The 18,949-nt window shown below is 75.3% G+C and carries 15 protein-coding genes; 2 read left to right on the top strand and 13 right to left on the bottom strand.

The genetic code is table 11. From position 1 onward, the window contains the following. Positions 1–7: 7 nt before the first annotated feature. The 9 genes from U5M74_RS07835 to rimP form a co-directional block, all read right to left on the bottom strand. Positions 8–2,260: a polyribonucleotide nucleotidyltransferase gene (locus U5M74_RS07835; protein WP_410907792.1), complete on the bottom strand. Its 2,253-nt coding sequence runs from the start codon at positions 2,258–2,260 to the stop codon at positions 8–10. A 223-nt stretch (positions 2,261–2,483) separates the two neighbouring features. Further along, on the bottom strand, positions 2,484–2,753 hold the full coding sequence (gene rpsO / locus U5M74_RS07830; protein ID WP_069983840.1) for a 30S ribosomal protein S15: 270 nt from the start codon (positions 2,751–2,753) through the stop codon (positions 2,484–2,486). Positions 2,754–2,865: 112 nt separating this feature from the next. Next, a complete protein-coding gene (locus U5M74_RS07825; RefSeq protein ID WP_410907789.1) occupies positions 2,866–3,843 on the bottom strand; it encodes a bifunctional riboflavin kinase/FAD synthetase in 978 nt (325 codons plus the stop codon). A gap of 131 nt (positions 3,844–3,974) precedes the next feature. Further along, complete coding sequence (gene truB, locus U5M74_RS07820) at positions 3,975–4,940, bottom strand: tRNA pseudouridine(55) synthase TruB (protein WP_410907787.1); 966 nt, start codon at positions 4,938–4,940, stop codon at positions 3,975–3,977. A 13-nt stretch (positions 4,941–4,953) separates the two neighbouring features. Further along, positions 4,954–5,457, bottom strand: coding sequence for a 30S ribosome-binding factor RbfA (gene rbfA, locus U5M74_RS07815; protein ID WP_410907785.1), 504 nt, complete (start codon positions 5,455–5,457; stop codon positions 4,954–4,956). A 95-nt stretch (positions 5,458–5,552) separates the two neighbouring features. Beyond that, positions 5,553–8,480 carry a translation initiation factor IF-2 gene (gene infB, locus U5M74_RS07810; protein WP_410907783.1) on the bottom strand — a complete coding sequence of 976 codons (2,928 nt, stop codon included), beginning with the start codon at positions 8,478–8,480 and terminating at the stop codon, positions 5,553–5,555. A 168-nt stretch (positions 8,481–8,648) separates the two neighbouring features. Then, the gene (locus U5M74_RS07805) at positions 8,649–8,930 is read right to left on the bottom strand and encodes a YlxR family protein (RefSeq protein WP_410907781.1); all 282 of its coding nucleotides are present in this window, start codon (positions 8,928–8,930) and stop codon (positions 8,649–8,651) included. Positions 8,931–9,043: 113 nt separating this feature from the next. Then, entirely contained in the window at positions 9,044–10,096 is a 1,053-nt protein-coding gene (nusA, locus tag U5M74_RS07800) for a transcription termination factor NusA (RefSeq protein WP_410907779.1), read from the bottom strand. Between the two features lies 1 nt (position 10,097). Continuing rightward, positions 10,098–10,649, bottom strand: a complete 552-nt coding sequence (gene rimP / locus U5M74_RS07795; protein WP_410907777.1) for a ribosome maturation factor RimP — start codon at positions 10,647–10,649, stop codon at positions 10,098–10,100. Between the two features lie 172 nt (positions 10,650–10,821). On the opposite strand from rimP, the gene U5M74_RS07790 reads away from it, so the two are divergent. Further along, entirely contained in the window at positions 10,822–12,063 is a 1,242-nt protein-coding gene (locus U5M74_RS07790; RefSeq protein ID WP_410907775.1) for a DUF4439 domain-containing protein, read from the top strand. Positions 12,064–12,200: 137 nt separating this feature from the next. On the opposite strand, the gene U5M74_RS07785 is transcribed toward U5M74_RS07790, so the two are convergent. Next, on the bottom strand, positions 12,201–14,036 hold the full coding sequence (locus U5M74_RS07785) for a proline--tRNA ligase (protein ID WP_410907773.1): 1,836 nt from the start codon (positions 14,034–14,036) through the stop codon (positions 12,201–12,203). 113 nt (positions 14,037–14,149) lie between these two features. Between U5M74_RS07785 and U5M74_RS07780 the strand changes: the two genes are divergently transcribed. Next, positions 14,150–15,043 (top strand): Fpg/Nei family DNA glycosylase, encoded by an 894-nt coding sequence (locus U5M74_RS07780; RefSeq protein ID WP_410907771.1) that lies wholly within the window; start codon positions 14,150–14,152, stop codon positions 15,041–15,043. Between the two features lie 4 nt (positions 15,044–15,047). Here U5M74_RS07780 and U5M74_RS07775 read toward each other — a convergent pair whose 3' ends face one another. From U5M74_RS07775 to U5M74_RS07765, 3 genes are all read right to left on the bottom strand, one after another. Further along, positions 15,048–15,941 carry a GNAT family N-acetyltransferase gene (locus U5M74_RS07775; protein ID WP_410907769.1) on the bottom strand — a complete coding sequence of 298 codons (894 nt, stop codon included), beginning with the start codon at positions 15,939–15,941 and terminating at the stop codon, positions 15,048–15,050. An 11-nt stretch (positions 15,942–15,952) separates the two neighbouring features. Further along, the gene (gene ispG / locus U5M74_RS07770) at positions 15,953–17,095 is read right to left on the bottom strand and encodes a flavodoxin-dependent (E)-4-hydroxy-3-methylbut-2-enyl-diphosphate synthase (RefSeq protein ID WP_069984290.1); all 1,143 of its coding nucleotides are present in this window, start codon (positions 17,093–17,095) and stop codon (positions 15,953–15,955) included. Positions 17,096–17,269: 174 nt separating this feature from the next. Beyond that, a complete protein-coding gene (locus U5M74_RS07765) occupies positions 17,270–18,559 on the bottom strand; it encodes a M50 family metallopeptidase (protein WP_410907767.1) in 1,290 nt (429 codons plus the stop codon). Positions 18,560–18,949 lie beyond the last annotated feature (390 nt).

The raw sequence follows: 18,949 nt of genomic DNA, 5'->3' as shown, positions 1-18,949 counted from the left end.
GTCAGCCTCAGGCGTCGGCCGGCTCGGTGGCGATCGCGTCGGCCGCGTCGGCGTCCTTCGCGTCGTCCTCGGTCACCGCGACGAGCGAGAGCTTGCCGCGGGGGTCGATCTCGCCGATCTCCACCTGGACCTTCTGGCCCACGGACAGCACGTCGTCGACGTTCTCGACGCGCTTGCCGCCCACGAGCTTGCGGATCTGGCTGATGTGCAGCAGACCGTCCTTGCCCGGGGCGAGGGAGACGAACGCGCCGAACGACGTCGTCTTGACGACGGTGCCGACGAAGCGCTCGCCGACCTCGGGCACGTGCGGGTTCGCGATCGCGTTGATCGCGGCCCGCGCGGCCTCGGCCGAGGGGCCGTCGACGGCGCCGATGTAGACGGTGCCGTCGTCCTCGATCGTGATGTCGGCGCCCGTCTCCTCCTGGATCTGGTTGATCATCTTGCCCTTGGGCCCGATGACCTCGCCGATCTTGTCCACGGGCACCTTGACGGCGATGACGCGCGGGGCGTTCGGCGACATCTCGTCCGGGGTGTCGATGGCCTCGGCGATGACGTCGAGGATCGTCAGGCGGGCGTCGCGGGCCTGGGTCAGCGCGCCGGCCAGGACCGAGGCGGGGATGCCGTCCAGCTTGGTGTCGAGCTGGATGGCGGTGACGAAGTCGCGCGTGCCGGCGACCTTGAAGTCCATGTCACCGAAGGCGTCCTCGGCACCGAGGATGTCGGTGAGCGCCGCGTAGCGGGTCTCACCGTCGACGGTGTCGGAGATGAGGCCCATCGCGATGCCCGCGACCGGCGCCTTGAGCGGCACGCCGGCGTTGAGCAGCGACAGCGTCGAGGCGCAGACGGAGCCCATCGACGTCGAGCCGTTGGAGCCGAGCGCCTCGGACACCTGGCGGATCGCGTAGGGGAACTCCTCGCGGTCCGGCAGCACCGGCACGAGCGCGCGCTCGGCCAGGGCGCCGTGGCCGATCTCGCGGCGCTTCGGCGAGCCGACGCGGCCCGTCTCGCCGGTGGAGAACGGCGGGAAGTTGTAGTTGTGCATGTAGCGCTTGCGCGTGACCGGCCCCAGGGAGTCGATCTGCTGCTCCATGCGCAGCATGTTGAGCGTGGTGACACCCAGGATCTGGGTCTCGCCGCGCTCGAACAGCGCCGAGCCGTGCACGCGCGGGATGACCTCGACCTCGGCCGAGAGCGTGCGGATGTCGCGCAGGCCGCGGCCGTCGATGCGCACGCCGTCGGTGAGCACGCGCTGGCGCACGAGCTTCTTCTGCAGCGAGCGGTAGGCGGCGGACAGCTCCTTCTCGCGGCCGTCGAAGCCGGCCTGGAGCTCGCCCAGCATCTGCGCCTTGATCTCGTCGAGGCGGTTCTCGCGGGCCTGCTTGTCCGCGATCGCCAGGGCCTCGCGCAGCGGGGCGGCGACGGCGCCCTCGACGGCGGCGAAGGCGTCGTCCTGGTAGTCCGGGAACAGCGGGAAGTCCTGGACCTCCTTGGCGGCCTGCTCGGCGAGGGCCGACTGCGCCTCGCACAGGGCACGCAGGAACGGCTTGGCGGCCTCGATGCCCTCGGCGACGACCTCCTCCGTGGGGGCCTGGGCGCCCTCGGACTTGATGAGCTTCCACGCGTCGTCCGTGGCCTCGGCCTCGATCATCGCGATGGCCACGTCGGTGCTGCCGTCGTCGGCCGTGACCACACGCCCGGCCACGACCATCTCGAAGACCGCGCGCTCCTTGTCGGAGTACTTGGGGAACGCCACCCACTGGCCGTCGATGAGGGCCACGCGCACGCCGGCGACCGGGCCGGAGAACGGCAGGCCGGAGATCTGCGTGGACAGCGACGCGGCGTTGATCGCGAGCACGTCGTAGGCGTCGTCCGGGTGGATGGCCAGGACGGACACGACGACCTGGACCTCGTTGCGCAGGCCCTTGACGAACAGCGGGCGCAGCGGGCGGTCGATGAGGCGGCACGCGAGGATCGCCTCGGTCGAGGGGCGGCCCTCGCGGCGGAAGAACGAGCCGGGGATGCGGCCCGCGGCGTACATGCGCTCCTCGACGTCCACCGTCAGCGGGAAGAAGTCGAACTGGTCCTTGGGCTGCTTGCCGGCCGTGGTGGCCGACAGGAGCATGGTCTCGCCGTCCAGGTACGCGGCGACGGAGCCGGCGGCCTGGCGGGCGAGGCGGCCCGTCTCGAAGCGGACGGTGCGGGTGCCGAAGCGGCCGTTGTCGATGACGGCCTCGGCGAACTGGATCTCGGGACCCTCCATGGGGTGCCCTCCGTTCTGCGAGGGCGCCGAGCCTCGGCGGTCTTCGATCGAGGCCCTCCGACACCCGGGCCGTCGGCCCGTCCGCCGCGGCGCAGGCCGCACGGGGGTTCGGGGAGCCACTACCGAGGACCGGACGAGCGCCGGCGCGGCTGTGGTGGTATACGGGACTATCTCACCAGACCAGCCCGGCCCCTGCAGCAGGGACCGGGCTGGGTCGGGAGTGTCAGCGGCGCAGGCCGAGGCGCTCGATCAGCGAGCGGTAGCGCTGGATGTCGATCTTCTGCAGGTAGCCCAGCAGACGACGGCGCTGGCCGACCAGCAGCAGCAGCCCGCGGCGGCTGTGGTGGTCGTGCTTGTGGGTCTTGAGGTGCTCGGTCAGGTCCTTGATGCGCTGCGAGAGGAGCGCGATCTGCACCTCGGGCGAGCCGGTGTCGCCCTCGTGCGTCGCGTACTCGGTCATGATGCGCTGCTTGGTGGCAGAGTCGAGCGGCATGGCTCTCCTTGGTGTCGTTGCGCGGTGCTCCGGGGCTGTTCCGCCGGGCGCTCTCGGTCCGCGGCCGTTCTGACGGCCCCAGCAGTCTACCAGCGTCGACGCGGCGGCACGGTCAGGCCGCGGGAGCGCCCAGGATCTCCCGCGCCCGCTCCACGTCCAGGCGCATCTGCGCCACCAACGGGTCCACGCCGTCGAACCGCAGCGTGGGCCGCAGGTGGGCGACGAGCTCCAGCACGACCTCCTCGTCGTACAGGTCCAGGTCGGTGCGGTCGAGCACGTACGCCTCGACCCGGCGCTCCACGCCGTCGAAGGTCGGGTTGGTCCCGACGGACACCGCGGCCGGCAGCACCGCGTCGGGGTGGTCCGCCGGCAGCGAGGGGCGCAGCAGGCGGCCGGCGTAGACGCCGTCGGCCGGGACCATGCCGCGGATCTCCCCCAGGTTCGCCGTGGGGTAGCCGAGCTGCCGCCCGCGGGCGTCGCCGTGCACGACGACGCCGCGCACCCGGTGCGGCCGGCCGAGCACGTCGGCGGCCCCGGCCACGTCACCCTCGGCGAGCAGCGCGCGGGCGGCGGAGCTCGACCAGCGCACCCCGGCCCCGGCGCCCGGCGGCACGAGGCGGCCGACGTCGTCGACGGCGACGACCTCGAAGCCGTGCCGGCCCCCGAGCTCGACCATCGTGGCGAGCGTGCCGGAGTTGCTCTTGCCGAACCGCACGTCGTGGCCGACCACGACGGTGCGGGCGCGCAGCCCCTCGACGAGGTAGCGGGTGACGAACTCCTCGGGCGTGAGCGCCGCGAGGTCCAGCGTGTAGCGCACCAGCAGGACGCCGTCGAGCCCCGTGGCGGCGAGCAGCTCGAGGCGGTCGTCGAGGCCCGTGAGCAGCTCGGGCGCCTGCTCCGGGCGGTGCACCTGCGCGGGGTGCGGGTCGAACGTCAGGGCGACGGCCGCCCGCCGGTCGCCGCGGGCGAGGCCCACGACGCGGCCGAGCACCGCCTGGTGCCCGCGATGGACGCCGTCGAAGTTGCCGATCGTCACGACGGACGACCCGAGGTCGTCGGGGACCTGGGCCAGGTCCTGCCACACCTGCACGCGCGTCGCTCCTCGTCGTCGTCCGGCCTGCGCCGGGTGTCGACCGTCAAGGGTAGCCCGCCGCCCCGGGCGGCCGGGTCCGGGTAGGTCGAGCCCGTCGAGCCGGGTTCGTCGGGTCGGGTCCGGGTCGGTCAGCCCCCGGCCGGGGCCAGCACCAGGACGGGCCGGGCCAGGTCCTCGCCCCGGCGCCGGGCGTCCTCGAGCAGCGCCACCAGCTCGCCGGCCGGCGAGACGGCGGCCACGGTGCCCGGGGCGCCGGTGGGCGCCACCCACCGGCCGAACCCGAGGTCCGCGGCCTCGGCCGCGGTGACCTCGCGCACGGGGAAGGTCGCCCGCGCGGCCTCCGCCAGCGGGATCGTGGCCAGCACCCCGTCGGCGTCGGCCTGGGCCTCGAGCTGCTCGAGGGTGCGCGCCGCGGCGAGCGCGTGCCCGCCGACGCGCGTGCGCCGCAGGGCCGTGAGGTGCCCGGCGGTGCCGAGCGCGGCGCCGAGGTCGCGGGCCAGCGCGCGCACGTACGTGCCGGAGGACACCACGACCTCGACGTCCAGGTCGAGCACGGGCACGCCGTCGGCGTCCCCGGGCCGCGCGGCCAGCACCTCGAACCGGTGCACCGTGACGGGCCGGGCCGCCAGCTCCACCTCCTCCCCCGCCCGGACGCGCGCGTAGGCGCGGCGCCCGTCCACCTTGATCGCCGAGACGGCGGTGGGCACCTGGAGGATGTCGCCGGTGAGGTCGGCGACGGCCCGCCGGACGGCGTCGTCGGTCACGCCGGCGGCGCCGGGGCGGGCGGTCACCTCCCCCTCGGCGTCGTCCGTGGTGGTCCCGACGCCGAGGCGGACCGTGGCGTCGTACGCCTTGTCCGCCCCGACCACGTAGGTGAGCAGGCGCGTGGCCCGGCCCACGCCGACGACGAGCACGCCGGTGGCCATCGGGTCGAGGGTCCCGGCGTGACCGACGCGGCGGGTGCCGGCGAGCCGCCGGACGCGCCCGACCACGTCGTGGCTGGTCCACCCGGCGGGCTTGTCGACCACGAGCAGGCCGTCGGGCGCCGTCGGGCGCCGCGGCGGGCGCGGGGTGTCGCTGGTCGCGGTGGTCACGGCGCGGGCGACCTCAGGCGCGGCGGTCGTCGTCGGCGCCGAGGTCGTCCGCGAGGTCGTCCGCGAGGGCGCCCCCGAGGGCGTCGACGTCGTCGTCCTCGGCGGGCTTGCGGTACGGGTCCTCGCCGCCGGCGTAGTCCTTGCCCTCGCGCAGCGCGGCCAGCTCGGCGTCGCGCCGGCGGGCCTCGTCGAGCGCGGCCGTCAGGTGCGCGGCCGTCTCGGGCACGGCGTCGAGGTGGAACTCGATCGCCGGGGTGAGGCGCACGCCGGTCTGCTTGCCGACCTCCGAGCGCACCAGGCCCTTGGCGCTCTCGAGCGCGGCGGCCGTGCCGGCCCGCTCGGTGTCGTCGCCGTAGACGGTGTAGAAGATCGAGGCGTTCTGCAGGTCACCGGTGACGCGCACGTCCGTGATCGTGACGAACCCGAGCCGCGGGTCCTTGATCCGCGTGTCGAGCAGCTGCGCGACGATCACCTTGATGCGGTCCGCCAGCCGGCGGGCGCGCGGGTTCTCGGCCATGAGTCGGTTCCCTCCCGGGATGGTGTCGTGGACGCCCGTGGCCCGGGCGCCCTGCCGCTGGCAGGGCACCCGGGCCACGAGACGTCGGGGCGGCGTCAGACGCGCGGCTTCTCGCGCATCTCGAAGGTCTCGATGACGTCGCCCTCGGTGATGTCGTTGTACGCGCCGAGGCCGATACCGCACTCGAAGCCCTCGCGGACCTCGGTGACGTCGTCCTTCTCGCGGCGCAGCGACTCGATCGACAGGTTGTCCCCGACGACCGTGCCGTTGCGCAGCACGCGCGCCTTCGAGTTCCGTCGGATGGTGCCCGAGCGGATGATCGAACCGGCGATGTTGCCGAACTTCGAGGAGCGGAAGACCTGGCGGATCTCCGCGGTCCCGAGCTGGACCTCCTCGTACTCCGGCTTGAGCATGCCCTTGAGGGCGGCCTCGACGTCCTCGATCGCCTGGTAGATGACCGAGTAGAACTTGACCTCGACGCCCTCGCGGTCGGCCAGGTCCTCGACGCGCTCGCCGAACTTGACGTTGAAGCCGATGATCACGGCGTTGTCCACCGTGGCCAGGTTCACGTCGTTCTGCGTGATCGCGCCGACGCCGCGGTGGATGACCCGCAGCTGGACCTCGTCGCCCACGTCGATCTTGAGCAGCGAGTCCTCCAGCGCCTCGACGGCACCGGACACGTCGCCCTTGATGACGAGGTTGAGCGTCTCGACCTTGCCCTGCTCGAGCGCCTTGGTGAAGTCCTCGAGGCTGATGCGCTTGCGGCGCTTGGCCAGGAGGGCGGCACGCTCGGCGGCCTCGCGCTTCTCGGCGATCTGCCGGGCGGTGCGCTCGTCCGGGGCGACCAGGAACGTGTCGCCGGCGCTCGGCACCGAGGACAGACCCAGCACCTGGACGGGGCGGGCCGGCTCCGCGGCGGTCACCGCGTTGCCATGCTCGTCGAACATCGCCCGGACGCGGCCGTGGGCCGTGCCCGCGACGATGGCGTCGCCGACGTGCAGCGTGCCCGACTGGACCAGCACCGTGGCCACGGCACCGCGGCCGCGGTCGAGGTTGGCCTCGATCGCGACGCCGCGCGCGTCCTTGTCCGGGTTCGCCCGCAGGTCCAGCGAGGCGTCGGCGGTGAGCAGGACGGCCGAGAGCAGGTCGTCGATGCCCATCCGCTGCTTGGCGGAGACGTCGACGAACATGGTGTCGCCGCCGTACTCCTCGGCCACCAGGTTGTACTCGGTGAGCTGCTGGCGGATCTTGGCGGGGTTGGCCCCCTCCTTGTCCACCTTGTTCACCGCGACCACGATCGGCACGTTCGCCGCCTGGGCGTGGTTGAGCGCCTCGATCGTCTGGGGCATCACGCCGTCGTCCGCCGCGACCACGAGGATCGCGATGTCCGTCACCTGCGCGCCACGGGCACGCATGGCGGTGAACGCCTCGTGACCCGGGGTGTCGATGAACGTGATGGCCCGGTCGAGGCCCTCGTGCTCCGTGCGCACCTGGTAGGCACCGATGTGCTGGGTGATGCCGCCGGCCTCGCCCGCGACGACGTCCGTGGAGCGGATGGCGTCGAGGAGCTTGGTCTTTCCGTGGTCGACGTGACCCATGACCGTGACGACCGGCGGGCGCGCGGCGAGGTCCTCGTCGGACTCCGCCTCGAGCTCGGCGTCCAGGTCGATGGCGAAGGACCCGAGCAGCTCGCGGTCCTCCTCCTCGGCCGAGACCATCTCGATCTTGTAGCCGAGCTCCTCGCCGAGGACGCCGAACGTGGCCTCGTCGAGCGACTGCGTCGCCGTGGCCATCTCACCGAGGTGGAACAGCACCGTCACGAGCGACGCGGGGTTCGCGTCGATCTTGTCGGCGAAGTCGTTGAGCGAGGCACCCTGGCGCAGGCGGACGACCGTCTCGCCGTTGCCGCGGGGGACGCTGACGCCGCCGAGCGACGGCGCCTGCATCTGCTCGAACTCCTGCCGCTTCGCGCGCTTCGACTTGCGCCCGCGGACCGGACGGCCCCCGGCGCGCCCGAAGGCACCCTGCGTGGAGCCGCGACCTGCGCCACCGCGGCCACCGCCGCCGGGACGGCCGGCGAAGCCACCGCCACCGCCCGGACGGCCGGCGAAGCCGCCGCCGCCGCCTCCGCCGCCACCGGGACGGCCGCGGCCGCCGGCACCGGCACCGGCCGGGCGCTCGCCCGGACGCGGCATGGAGGAACGGGTCGGCATCATGCCGGGGTTCGGGCGCGGACCGCCCGGACGCGGCGCCGCGGGACGCGGGCCGCCGGGACGGGGACCGCCCGGACGGGGACCGCCGGGACGCTCGCCGGAGGCGGCCGCCGGGGCCTCGCCCCGGTCGGGACGCTGGCCCGGACGCGGCATGCCCTGGCTGGACGCGAACGGGTTGTTGCCCGGGCGCGGGGCGCCGGGACGCGGCATCCCCTGGCTCGAGGCGAACGGGTTGTTGCCCGGACGGGGCTGACCGCCACCCTGGCGGCCACCGTCCTGACGGCCACCGGAACGGCCGCCGTCCTGGCGACCGCCGGGACGACCACCGTCCGCCGGGGCCGGACGCGACGGGCGCGGGCCCGGCGTCGGGGCACCCGGCCGCGGGGCGGCAGGGCGCGTCGGCGCGGCCGAGGCGGCGGGCGCCTCGGGCTGCGCGGGGGCCTCGGCGGGCTTCGGCGCGGCGGGCCGCGGCGCGCCCGGAAGGGGCGCGGACGAGGCCGCCGGGGCGGGCGCGGACGGCGCGGACGCCTCAGCAGGCGCGGCCGGGGCCGGGGCGGCCTCGGCGGCGGGCTGGGGCGCCGCGGCCGCAGCAGGCTTGGGGGCCGGCTTCGCCGCGGGCTTCGCGGGGGCTTCGGACCTGGCCGCGGGGGCCGAGTCCTTGAACTTCTCGCGCATCGAGCGCTCGACCGGCGCCTCGAGCGTCGAGGACGCCGAGCTCACGTACTCACCGGCCTCCTTCAGCGCGGCGAGGAGCTCCTTGCTCGTCTTCCCGAGCTCCTTAGCGAGCGCGGAGACACGAATCTTTGCCACATCTCTCCTGTCTCGGCCCTCCCCGAGGCAGGCAGGAAGGACCGTCGTCAGTAACGAGTACTCATCGCAGGGGACTCATCGGGTGCCCATCGGCTTCTGACCCGCTTCCTTGTCGACGTACACGTGGTGCGGCCGGGACCCCTGGTGGGTCCCGGTCGGGACGGTTCTTCAACGGCCGTGACGCTCCAGATAGTCCCGGACCGTCTCCAGGTCCAGCGGCCCGGCCGTGCGCAGCGCGCGCGGCACGGCCCGCCGTCGCACGGCGAGGTCCAGGCAGGCACGGTCCGGGTGGAGCCAGGCGCCGCGCCCCGGCAGGGCCTTGCGCTCGTCCACCACCACCGCCGGGCCGCCCTCGGGCGACGACGGCGGCGCCGTGGTGGCCGGTGCGAGGACCAGCCGCAGGAGTGCCGACCGCAGGTCGCGCTCCCGGCACCCGACGCACGTCCGCACCGGGCCGGCCGGAGGGGCCGGAGAGGGGGTGCGGGGGTGTGCAGGGTCCTGGGCGCGCGGCCCGGTCCTGGACAGTCTAGCGCGCGGGTCGGCCCCGGCGGGACCGCGACCCGTCACGAGTCGTCGCGCTCCCGGCCGCCCTGGCCGGCGGCGGCGCCGGCGTCGGCGCCCTCGGCGTCGGACCGGATGTCGATCCGCCACCCGGTCAGCTTCGCGGCGAGGCGGGCGTTCTGCCCCTCCTTGCCGATCGCGAGCGACAGCTGGTAGTCCGGCACGACGACGCGCGCGGCACGGGCCTCGCGGTCGACGACCGTGACCGAGGTCACGCGCGCCGGCGACAGGGCGTTGGCGACGAACCGCGCCGGGTCCTCGCTCCAGTCGACGATGTCGATCTTCTCGCCGCGCAGCTCGGTCATGACGGCGCGCACGCGCGCGCCCATCGGACCGATGCAGGCGCCCTTGGCGTTGAGGCCGGCGACCTTCGACCGCACGGCCACCTTGGTGCGGTGCCCCGCCTCGCGGGCCACCGCCATGATCTCCACCGAGCCGTCCGCGACCTCGGGCACCTCGAGCTCGAACAGCTTGCGCACGAGGCCCGGGTGCGTGCGCGACAGCGTCACCTGGGCGCCCTTCATGCCGCGCGACACCTCGACCACGAAGCCGCGCAGGCGCTCGCCGTGCGCGTACTCCTCGGTCGGCACCTGCTCGTGCGGCGGCAGCACCGCCTCGGTGCCGCCGACGTCGACGAGCACGACGCGCGGGTCGCGGCCCTGCTGGATGACGCCGGCCAGGACCTCGCCCTCCTTGCCGCGGAACATGCCGAGCACCTGGTCGTCCTCGGCGTCGCGCAGGCGCTGCACGATGACCTGGCGCGCCGTCGCCGTGGCGATGCGGCCGAAGTCGTGCGGGGTGTCGTCGAACTCCGGGCCCAGGTCGACGCGCGGGTGCGCCTCCGGGTCCTCGGGGTCCGGGGTGCGGATCTCCTCGCGCGCCCACACGGTCACGTGGCCGGAGCGGCGGTCGAGCTCCACGCGGGCGCTGCGGTGGGCGTCCGGGGTGCGGTGGTAGGCGGACAGGAGAGCCTGCTCGATCGCCTCGACCAGCACGTCGAGGCTGATGTCCCTCTCGCGCTCCAGCAGCCGCAGCGTGCTCATGTCGATGTCCATGTCAGCCCTCCTGGGTGCGGGGCTCGCCCGCGTCGTCGGCCGCGGCGTCGCCGTCGGCGTCATCGTCGTCCTCGAGGCGCTTGAGCTCGACCTCGACCTTGCCCCTGCGGACCCGGTCGAGCGGCACGCGCGCGCCGTCCTCGAGCACCAGCACCGGACCGTCGCCGTCGTCGACGACGTCGGTCAGCCGGCCGGTCACGGACCCGCCGTCGACCAGCTGCAGCGTCACCAGCCGCGTGCGCGCGCGCCGGAAGTGGCGCGGCTGCGTCAGCGGCCGGGACGTGCCGGGCGTCGAGACCTCGAGGGTGTACACACCGGGCACGACGTCGTCGGCGTCGAGCGCCGCGGACACCTCGCGCGAGGCCTCGCCGAGGGTGTCGGAGTCGAGGCTGCCGACCGCGTCCTCGGGCAGGTCGAGGGTGATGCGCACGACCGAGCGCGCGCCCGCCCGCGAGACCTGGACGTCCTCGAGCCACAGCCCGGCGCCGGTGACCACCGGTCCCACGACCTCGCGCACCGCGTCCGCCACGTTCCCGCGGCCCTGCTCCGTCATCGTCTGCCTCCCGCCGGCATCGTGCTCGTCTCACGCCCGGGTCCGGCACGACCGGTGTGTTGTTGTTGTGCGAGGTCAAGGGTAACGAACCGGACCACCGCCTCGCGCCGCGACCGGAACCCGCCCGCGGGCCGCGCCGGACCGGCCGTCGTGCGTGGCATCATCGGCGGCGATGGAACCCCTGCCGGGCGCCGCGCGCGCCGTCCGCCCCGCGCCCGCCGTCCGCCCCGCGCCCGCCGCACCGCCGGCGGCCGAGCCCGCCGCAGCGTCCGGGGCCGTGCGCCGCGGGCGCCCGGGCCGTCGCGTCGCGGCCGCGCTGGTCGCCGTGGCGCTCGGCGCGACCCTGGGCGGGTGCGGCCTGCGCGTGGAGACGGCCCCGCCCGGCGAGCCCGTCCCCGGGGCGCTCGAGCAGGTGCGGCGCACGGCCGTGGACGACGCGCTCCTCGTGGCGCAGGACGCCGACGCCGCCGCCGCGCCCGCCGCGGGCTCCGCGCCGTCGGACGCCGTCGCCGCGGAGCTGGAGCGCGTGGCCGAGCAGTCGCGCGAGCACGCCGCCGCGCTGGGCGGCGTCTACGAGTCCGGCATCCCCGACGACCTGTCCGAGGACGTCGCCGACGACCCCTCCGGGGCCGCGTCCCCGTCGCCGAGCGCGGTGAGCGCCACGCCCGCGGACGTCGTCGCCGCGCTCGGGGACGCGGCGGCACGCACCCGGGCCGCCGCCGGCACGACGTCGGACGGCCCGCTGGCGCGGCTGCTGGCGTCGGTGTCGGCGGCGCAGCGGGTCTCGGCCGCCCGCCTGGCGGAGGCCGCGGGCGTCCCGGTGGCGCGACGCACGGCGCCCGTCGTGCCCACCGCCACGCCGTCGCCGAGCGTCTCGCCGTCCCCGTCCGACGACGCGTCGACGCCGGTCGCGACGAGCTCGCCGGACGCCGGCGCCGACCGGGCCCCCGAGGGCCTGACGGCCGACGACCTCGCCGCGCTCGTGGCGTCCGAGGACGCCGCCGGGTACGCCCTCGAGCTGCGCGCGGCGCAGGCGTCGGGCGACGGGCGCCGGCGGCTGGCCGAGCGCGCCCGCGTCCACCGCGACCGCGCCCAGGACTGGGCGGTGCTGGGCCGCCTCGACGGCACCGACCAGGACCCGCGGCGGGTCGCCTACGCCGTGCCGGGCGACCTCGACGACGCCGCCCTGGTGCGGCTGCTGGAGCAGGGGCTGGCGACCGGATACGCGAGCCTCGTCGGCACCACCGCCGCCGGCACGCGCACCGTGCTGGTCGACCTGCTCGCCGACGGCGCCCTGACGCTCGACGCCTGGGGCGACGACCCCGCGGACCTGCCGGGCATGCCCGAGGCATCGGCGGCGTCGGCGGCGCCGAGCGCCTCCCCGAGCGCCTCCCCGAGCGCCTCCCCGAGCTAGAGCGCCTCCCCCACCGCCGCACCGACGACGACGCCCGGGTCGTGACGACCCGGGCGTCGTGCGGGGCGCCGCCCGAGGGCGCCCGGCGGGGGCGCCGCCCGAGGCCGGGCGACGGGGGCGCCGCCGTCAGCCGAACGTCAGCCGAGGAGCTCGGCCACGCGGCGCACGGCGACCTCCACGGCGTCGTCGACCGCCACCTGCTCGGCCTCGCCGGCGCGCAGGCGCACCTCGACGACACCGTCCGCCAGGCCGCGCCCGACCACGAGCAGCAGCGGCACGCCGAGCAGCTCGGCGTCGGCGAACTTCACGCCCGGCGAGACCTTGGGCCGGTCGTCGTAGACGACCTCGACGCCGCGCGCGGCCAGCCCCTGCGCGATGCGCTCGGCGGCCTCGAACACCTCGGTGCCCTTGCCGGTGGCCACGACGTGCACGTGCGCGGGCGCCACCTGCGCGGGCCAGGCCAGGCCGCGCTCGTCGTGGTTGGCCTCCGCGAGCGCCGCGAGCGCGCGCGTCACGCCGATGCCGTAGGAGCCCATGGTCACCACGACCTGCTTGCCGTTCTCGTCGAGCACGTTGAGGCCCAGGGCCTGGGCGTACTTGCGGCCGAGCTGGAAGATGTGGCCCATCTCGATGCCGCGCGCGAGCTCCAGCGGGCCCGAGCCGTCGGGAGCCGGGTCGCCGGCGCGCACCTCGGCGGCCTCGATGGTGCCGTCGGCGGTGAAGTCGCGGCCGGCGACGAGGTCGAAGACGTGCCGGCCGGGCTCGTCGGCGCCGGTGATCCAGCGGGTCCCGGGCACGACCCGCGGGTCGAGCAGGTAGCGGATCACCGGGTAGGTGGTGCCGTCCTCGTCGGTGCGCTGCGGCCCCTGGGGGCCCAGCGCGCCGGGGCCGATGTAGCCCTTGACCAGGTGCGGGTGCGCGGCGAAGTCGGCCTCGGTGGCGGCCTCGGCCTCGGCCGGCGCGACGGCGGCCTCGAGGCGCTTGAGGTCCACCTCGCGGTCGCCGGGCAGGCCGACGACGACGAGCTCGCGCCGCCCGCCCGGGTGCGTCAGCGCCAGCACGACGTTCTTGAGGGTGTCCGCCGCCGTCCACGCCCGGTCCGGGCGCGGGAACTTGGCGTTCGCCACCTCGACGAGCGTGTCGATCGTGGGGGTGTCGGGGGTGTCCTCGACGTGCGCGGCCGGGGCGTCGTCGTACGGCACGGGCTCGGGCACCGGCGTCGCGACGGCCTCGACGTTGGCGGCGTACCCGCCGGCGGAGCGCACGAACGTGTCCTCGCCGATGGGCGACGGCGAGAGGAACTCCTCCGAGCGCGAGCCGCCCATGGCCCCGGACACCGCCGAGACGATGACGTAGTCGAGCCCGAGGCGCTGGAAGATCCGCTCGTAGGCGTCGCGGTGCTTGGCGTAGGAGGCGTCCAGGCCGGCGTCCGTGTGGTCGAAGGAGTAGGAGTCCTTCATCACGAACTCGCGCCCGCGGATGAGCCCGGCGCGGGGGCGGGCCTCGTCGCGGTACTTGGTCTGGATCTGGTAGATGATCGCCGGCAGGTCCTTGTACGAGGAGTACAGGTCCTTGACCAGCAGGGTGAACATCTCCTCGTGCGTGGGCGCCAGGAGGTAGTCGGCCTCCTTGCGGTCCTTGAGCCGGAAGAGGTTGGGCCCGTACTCCTCCCAGCGCCCCGTGGCCTCGTACGGCTCACGGGGCAGCAGCGCCGGGAAGTGCACCTCCTGCCCGCCGATGGCGTCCATCTCCTCGCGCACGATCGCCTCGATCTTGCGCAGCACGCGCAGGCCCAGCGGCAGCCACGTGTAGATGCCCGGCGCCGCGCGGCGGATGTAGCCGGCCCGCACGAGCAGCTTGTGCGAGGCGACCTCGGCGTCGGCCGGGTCCTCCCGCAGCGTGCGGACGAAGAGGCTGGACAGGCGCAGCAGGTCGCCCTTCGTGGTCCCACCGGGGACGGACGCAGAAGACATGGCGCCCAGGATATCGGCGCGCGGGCCCGCTCCCGGACGGCCGGGCGCCGGGCCCGGCACGCCGCGGCCGCGCCCGGCGCGCCTCTGGTGGTGTCGTGCGCCACGATGAGCCCATGCCCGAGCTGCCCGAGGTGGAGGCGCTCGCCCGGTTCCTGGGCGAGCGGACCGTCGGCCGCACCGTCGTCGGTGCCGACGTGGGGAACATCGCTGCGCTCAAGACGTACGACCCGCCGGTCGCGTCGCTGGTGGGCGCCACCGTGCGGGGCTGGGCCCGGCACGGCAAGTGGCTGGACATGGCCACGTTCGACGACGACGGCGTCGACCCGCACCTGCTGGCGCACCTGTCCCGCGGCGGCTGGCTGCGCTGGTACGACGAGGTGCCCGCCACCGCGGTGCGGCCGCGGCTCGGCGGCTCCGCCCGCGGGGCGGTGGTCGCGCTGCGGGTGCGGCTCGACGACGGGTCGGGGTTCGACCTCACGGAGGCGGGCACGACCAAGCGGCTGGCGGTGCACGTGGTCCGCTCCCCCGACGACGTCGAGCAGGTGCGCACCCTGGGCGTCGAGCCGCTGTCCGACGCGTTCACCGTCGAGGCGCTGGCGGCGCTCCTGGCGGCGCGCAACCAGCAGGTCAAGGGGCTGCTGCGGGACCAGTCGGCGGTCGCGGGGATCGGCAACGCCTACTCCGACGAGATCCTGCACGTCGCCCGGTTCTCGCCCTACAAGCTGACCCGCTCCTTCACGCCGGACGAGACGACGGCGCTGCACGCGGCGGTGGTCGGCACGCTGACGGAGGCGGTCGCGGCGTCGTCGGGCAGGCCGGCGAAGGAGCTCAAGGACGCCAAGCGCGCCGGGATGCGGGTGCACGGCCGCACGGGCGAGGCCTGCCCGGTGTGCGGCGGCACGGTGCGCGAGGTGTCGTTCGCCGACCGGTCGATGCAGTACTGCCCCACCTGCCAGACCGGCGGCCAGGTGCTCGCCGACCGGCGGCTGTCCCGGCTGCTCAAGTAGCGCGTCAGAACAGCACCGTCGCGTAGGTGCCCACCTGCTCGAAGCCGACCCGCAGGTAGGAGCGCAGGGCGCGGGAGTTGTACCCGTTGACGTAGAGGGACACGACCGGCGCCACGCGCGCCCGGGCGTCGGCGACGACGGCGGCCATCCCCGACTCGGACCAGCCGCGGCCCCGGAACTGCGGGTCCACCCACACGCCCTGCACCTGGGCGACGCCGAGGGCCACGGCGCCGAGCTCGGCCTTGAAGGCGACGAGCGCCTCGCCGCCCGGCACGCCGTCGGGGCGCTCGATGCTCACGTAGGAGCGGCGCTCGTCGATGAGCGAGCGCACGCGCTCGCGGTACGCGGTGCCCCCACCGGCGACGGGCGAGTAGCCCACCTCCTCGGTGAACATCGCGATGCAGGCGGGCAGGACGACCGCCAGCTCGTCGGCCCGCGAGAGCCGCACGCGCGGGTCGGGCTCGACGTCCGGGTCGTGGTCGATGGCGAGCGACGGCTGGTGCGCGCGCACCTCGCGGGCGGGCGGCCAGTGCGCCTCGAGCCGGTTCCACAGCCCCAGCGCCGCGCCCGACTCCCCCACGATCGACGACGACCGCCGCCCCTGCCGGCGGGCCGCGAGGGCGAACGCCTCGATCGCCTCCGGCACGTCGCCGGGGTCGGGGACCACCGGCACGAGGTTCGCGCCCGACCAGCAGACCGCCCGCAGCGGCCCCCCGGCGGGCCAGCCCCACACCTGGCCGCCCGCGGCCCCCAGCCCGGCGCGCGTCGCGATCTCCAGCCGGTTCGCCGCGAGCACGGCGGCCACGGGGTCGGCCGCGCAGACCGCGAGCGCCGCCGGGAGGTCGGCGGGCCCGAGCAGGCGCGCCTCCCGCATCCCGGTGGTCGCTGGGGGTCGCACGCCGGCCCCGGTCAGCCGACCGTGACGACCGGGGCGCCGGCCTGCGCGTCGTTCTCCGGCGCCGGCATCTCGTCGGCGATGCGCATGGCCTCCTCGATGAGCGTCTCGACGATCATCGCCTCGGGCACGGTCTTAACGACCTCGCCGCGGACGAAGATCTGCCCCTTGCCGTTGCCGGACGCGACGCCGAGGTCGGCCTCGCGGGCCTCGCCCGGGCCGTTGACGACGCAGCCCATGACGGCGACGCGCAGCGGGACGGTCAGCCCCTCGAGGCCGGCGGTCACCTTCTCGGCGAGCGAGTAGACGTCGACCTGGGCGCGGCCGCACGACGGGCACGAGACGATCTCGAGCTTGCGGGGGCGCAGGTTGAGCGCCTGGAGGATCTGGTTGCCGACCTTGACCTCCTCGACCGGCGGCGCGGACAGGGACACGCGGATCGTGTCGCCGATGCCCTTGCTCAGCAGCGCGCCGAACGCGGTGGCCGACTTGATCGTGCCCTGGAACGCCGGGCCGGCCTCGGTGACGCCGAGGTGCAGCGGCCAGTCGCCGCGCTCGGAGAGCAGCTCGTAGGCGCGGACCATGACCACCGGGTCGTTGTGCTTCACCGAGATCTTGAAGTCGTGGAAGTCGTGCTCCTCGAACAGCGACGCCTCCCACACGGCCGACTCGACGAGCGCCTCCGGGGTGGCCTTGCCGTACTTGGCGAGCAGGCGCGGGTCGAGCGAGCCGGCGTTGACGCCGATGCGCAGGGAGACGCCGGCGTCCTTGGCCGCCTGGGCGATCTCCTTGACCTGGTCGTCGAACTTGCGGATGTTGCCCGGGTTCACGCGCACGGCCGCGCAGCCGGCGTCGATCGCCGCGTACACGTACTTGGGCTGGAAGTGGATGTCCGCGATCACCGGGATCTGCGACTTCTTCGCGATCGCCGGGAGCGCGGCGGCGTCGTCGGCGGACGGGACGGCCACGCGCACGATGTCGCAGCCGGCGGCCGTGAGCTCCGCGATCTGCTGCAGGGTGGCGTTGATGTCCGTGGTCGGCGTCGTCGTCATGGACTGGACGCTGATGGGAGCGTCGCCGCCCACCTCCACCTTGCCCACGCGGATCTTGCGGGTCTTGCGGCGGGGTGCCAGCACGGGGGCCGGGGCGGCGGGCATTCCGAGGTTGACAGTGCTCACGGGTCCAGTATCGCGCGCCCGGGGCGACACGCCGTGCCGCGGCCGGGCGCCGCGCCGGGACCTCCCCGCGATCTTCACCGGGGCGTCGGCCGCGCGTCACCTGCCGGGCACCCTCGGGCGGCCGCCCGGACGGCGCGGACCTGCGCCGACGCGTCAGGTGATCCGCACGGGGTCGAGGACGTCAGCGAGCATGAGCGCGACGCCGACGCCGAGCAGGACGACGAACATCACGTACGCGACCGGCATCATCCGCGCCACGTCGGCCGGGGCGGGCAGCGCCCGCGCGCCGCGTACCCGCGCCGCCGTTCGCCGGGCGCCCTCGTACAGCGCGTTGACCACGTGCCCGCCGTCCAGCGGCAGCAGCGGGATGAGGTTGAACACGAACAGCGCCACGTTGAGGGACGCCAGGAGGCTGAGCATCACCTGCACGCGGGCCAGCACGCTCGCGTCCGCGCCGGCGACGTCGACGGCCGCCCGGCCGACGCCCACGACGGACATCACCGAGTCCTGCGAGCGCTCCTCGGCGCTGAACGCCTGCCCCACCGCCTCGGCGACCTTGACCGGCAGCGTCACCACGCCGCTCGCCGTGGCGCCGACCATCTGGCCCACGGCCCGCGGCACCTCGGACAGCGACGCCGGCACGTACTCGAGGCTCGGCGAGACGCCCAGGAACGCGGAGGTGACGGTGTCGGTGCCGCCGTCGGCCGTCGCGACGGCGCGCGTGGCCTCCACCGGGGTCACCTGCAGCTCCTGGCGCGCGCCGTCCCGCTCGACTACGACCGGCACGGGGGCGCCCGTGCCGGCCTCGGCGATGGCGGCCGTCAGCTCGTCCCACGACGCGACGGCCACGCCGTCGTAGGCGACGATCTCGTCGCCCGGCCGCAGGCCGGCGGCCGCGGCGGGCGCCTCGGCGGCGCCGGCCGGGCACGGCTCGGCCTCGGTCGAGGACGCCGTCGGCACGCACGCGCTCACCGCCGACACCGTCGGCGTCAGCGTCTGCACGCCGATGCCGACCATGACGACCGCGGCGAGCACGACCGCCAGCACGAGGTTCATCACCGGCCCGCCGAGCATCACGACGAGCTTCTTGGGCGTCGAGAGGTGGTAGAACGCCCGGTGCTCCTCGCCGGGGCGGATCTCCTCGGCGGAGGCGCGGCGGGCGTCGTCGATCACCTGGCCGAAGAAGCCGCGGCCGGGTCGCTGGCCGGGGCGCGGGCCCGGCATCATGCCGACCATCCGCACGAACCCGCCGAGCGGGATCGCCTTGACGCCGTACTCGGTCTCGCCGCGCCGGCGCGACCACAGGGTGGGGCCGAACCCGATCATGTACTGGCTCACGCGCACGCCGAAGGCCTTCGCCGGGACCATGTGCCCGAGCTCGTGCAGGGCGATGGACACCACGATGCCGACCAGGACCACGGCGATGCCGACGACGACGCTCACACCCCGAGCGTAGGCGACCCCGCTGGGCGATCCCTGGGCGCGGGCGGGACGGCGGCGAGCCCGCCGCGGATCGGCGCAGGACCTCCACGAGCACCACCCAGGCGTTGGCGACCGAGGCGACGAACGCGGCGAGCACCCCGGCCACGACGACGTGGGCGCCGGCCGGGGTCGCGCAGCAGCCGGCGCGCGGTCCGCACGCCCATGGCCATGAGCGGGCCTGCGAGCGCCGCTGCGGCGCCGGCGGCCGTGGTGAACAGCGGGTCCCACGCCTCGCCCAGCCCCGCCGTCGGGTCGGTCATCGGACCACCTCCGGCCCCGGCGCCCCGCCGCGCCCTCCACGGTCGGGTGCGCGCCGTGACGCCTCACGGTCCAGCGACCGCAGCGCCCGGC

Origin of the sequence: Puerhibacterium sp. TATVAM-FAB25, assembly GCF_046535855.1 — a bacterium.
In the GTDB taxonomy this organism is placed as follows: domain Bacteria; phylum Actinomycetota; class Actinomycetes; order Actinomycetales; family Cellulomonadaceae; genus Puerhibacterium; species Puerhibacterium variabilis_A.
This window is presented reverse-complemented; position numbering and strand designations above follow the sequence as displayed.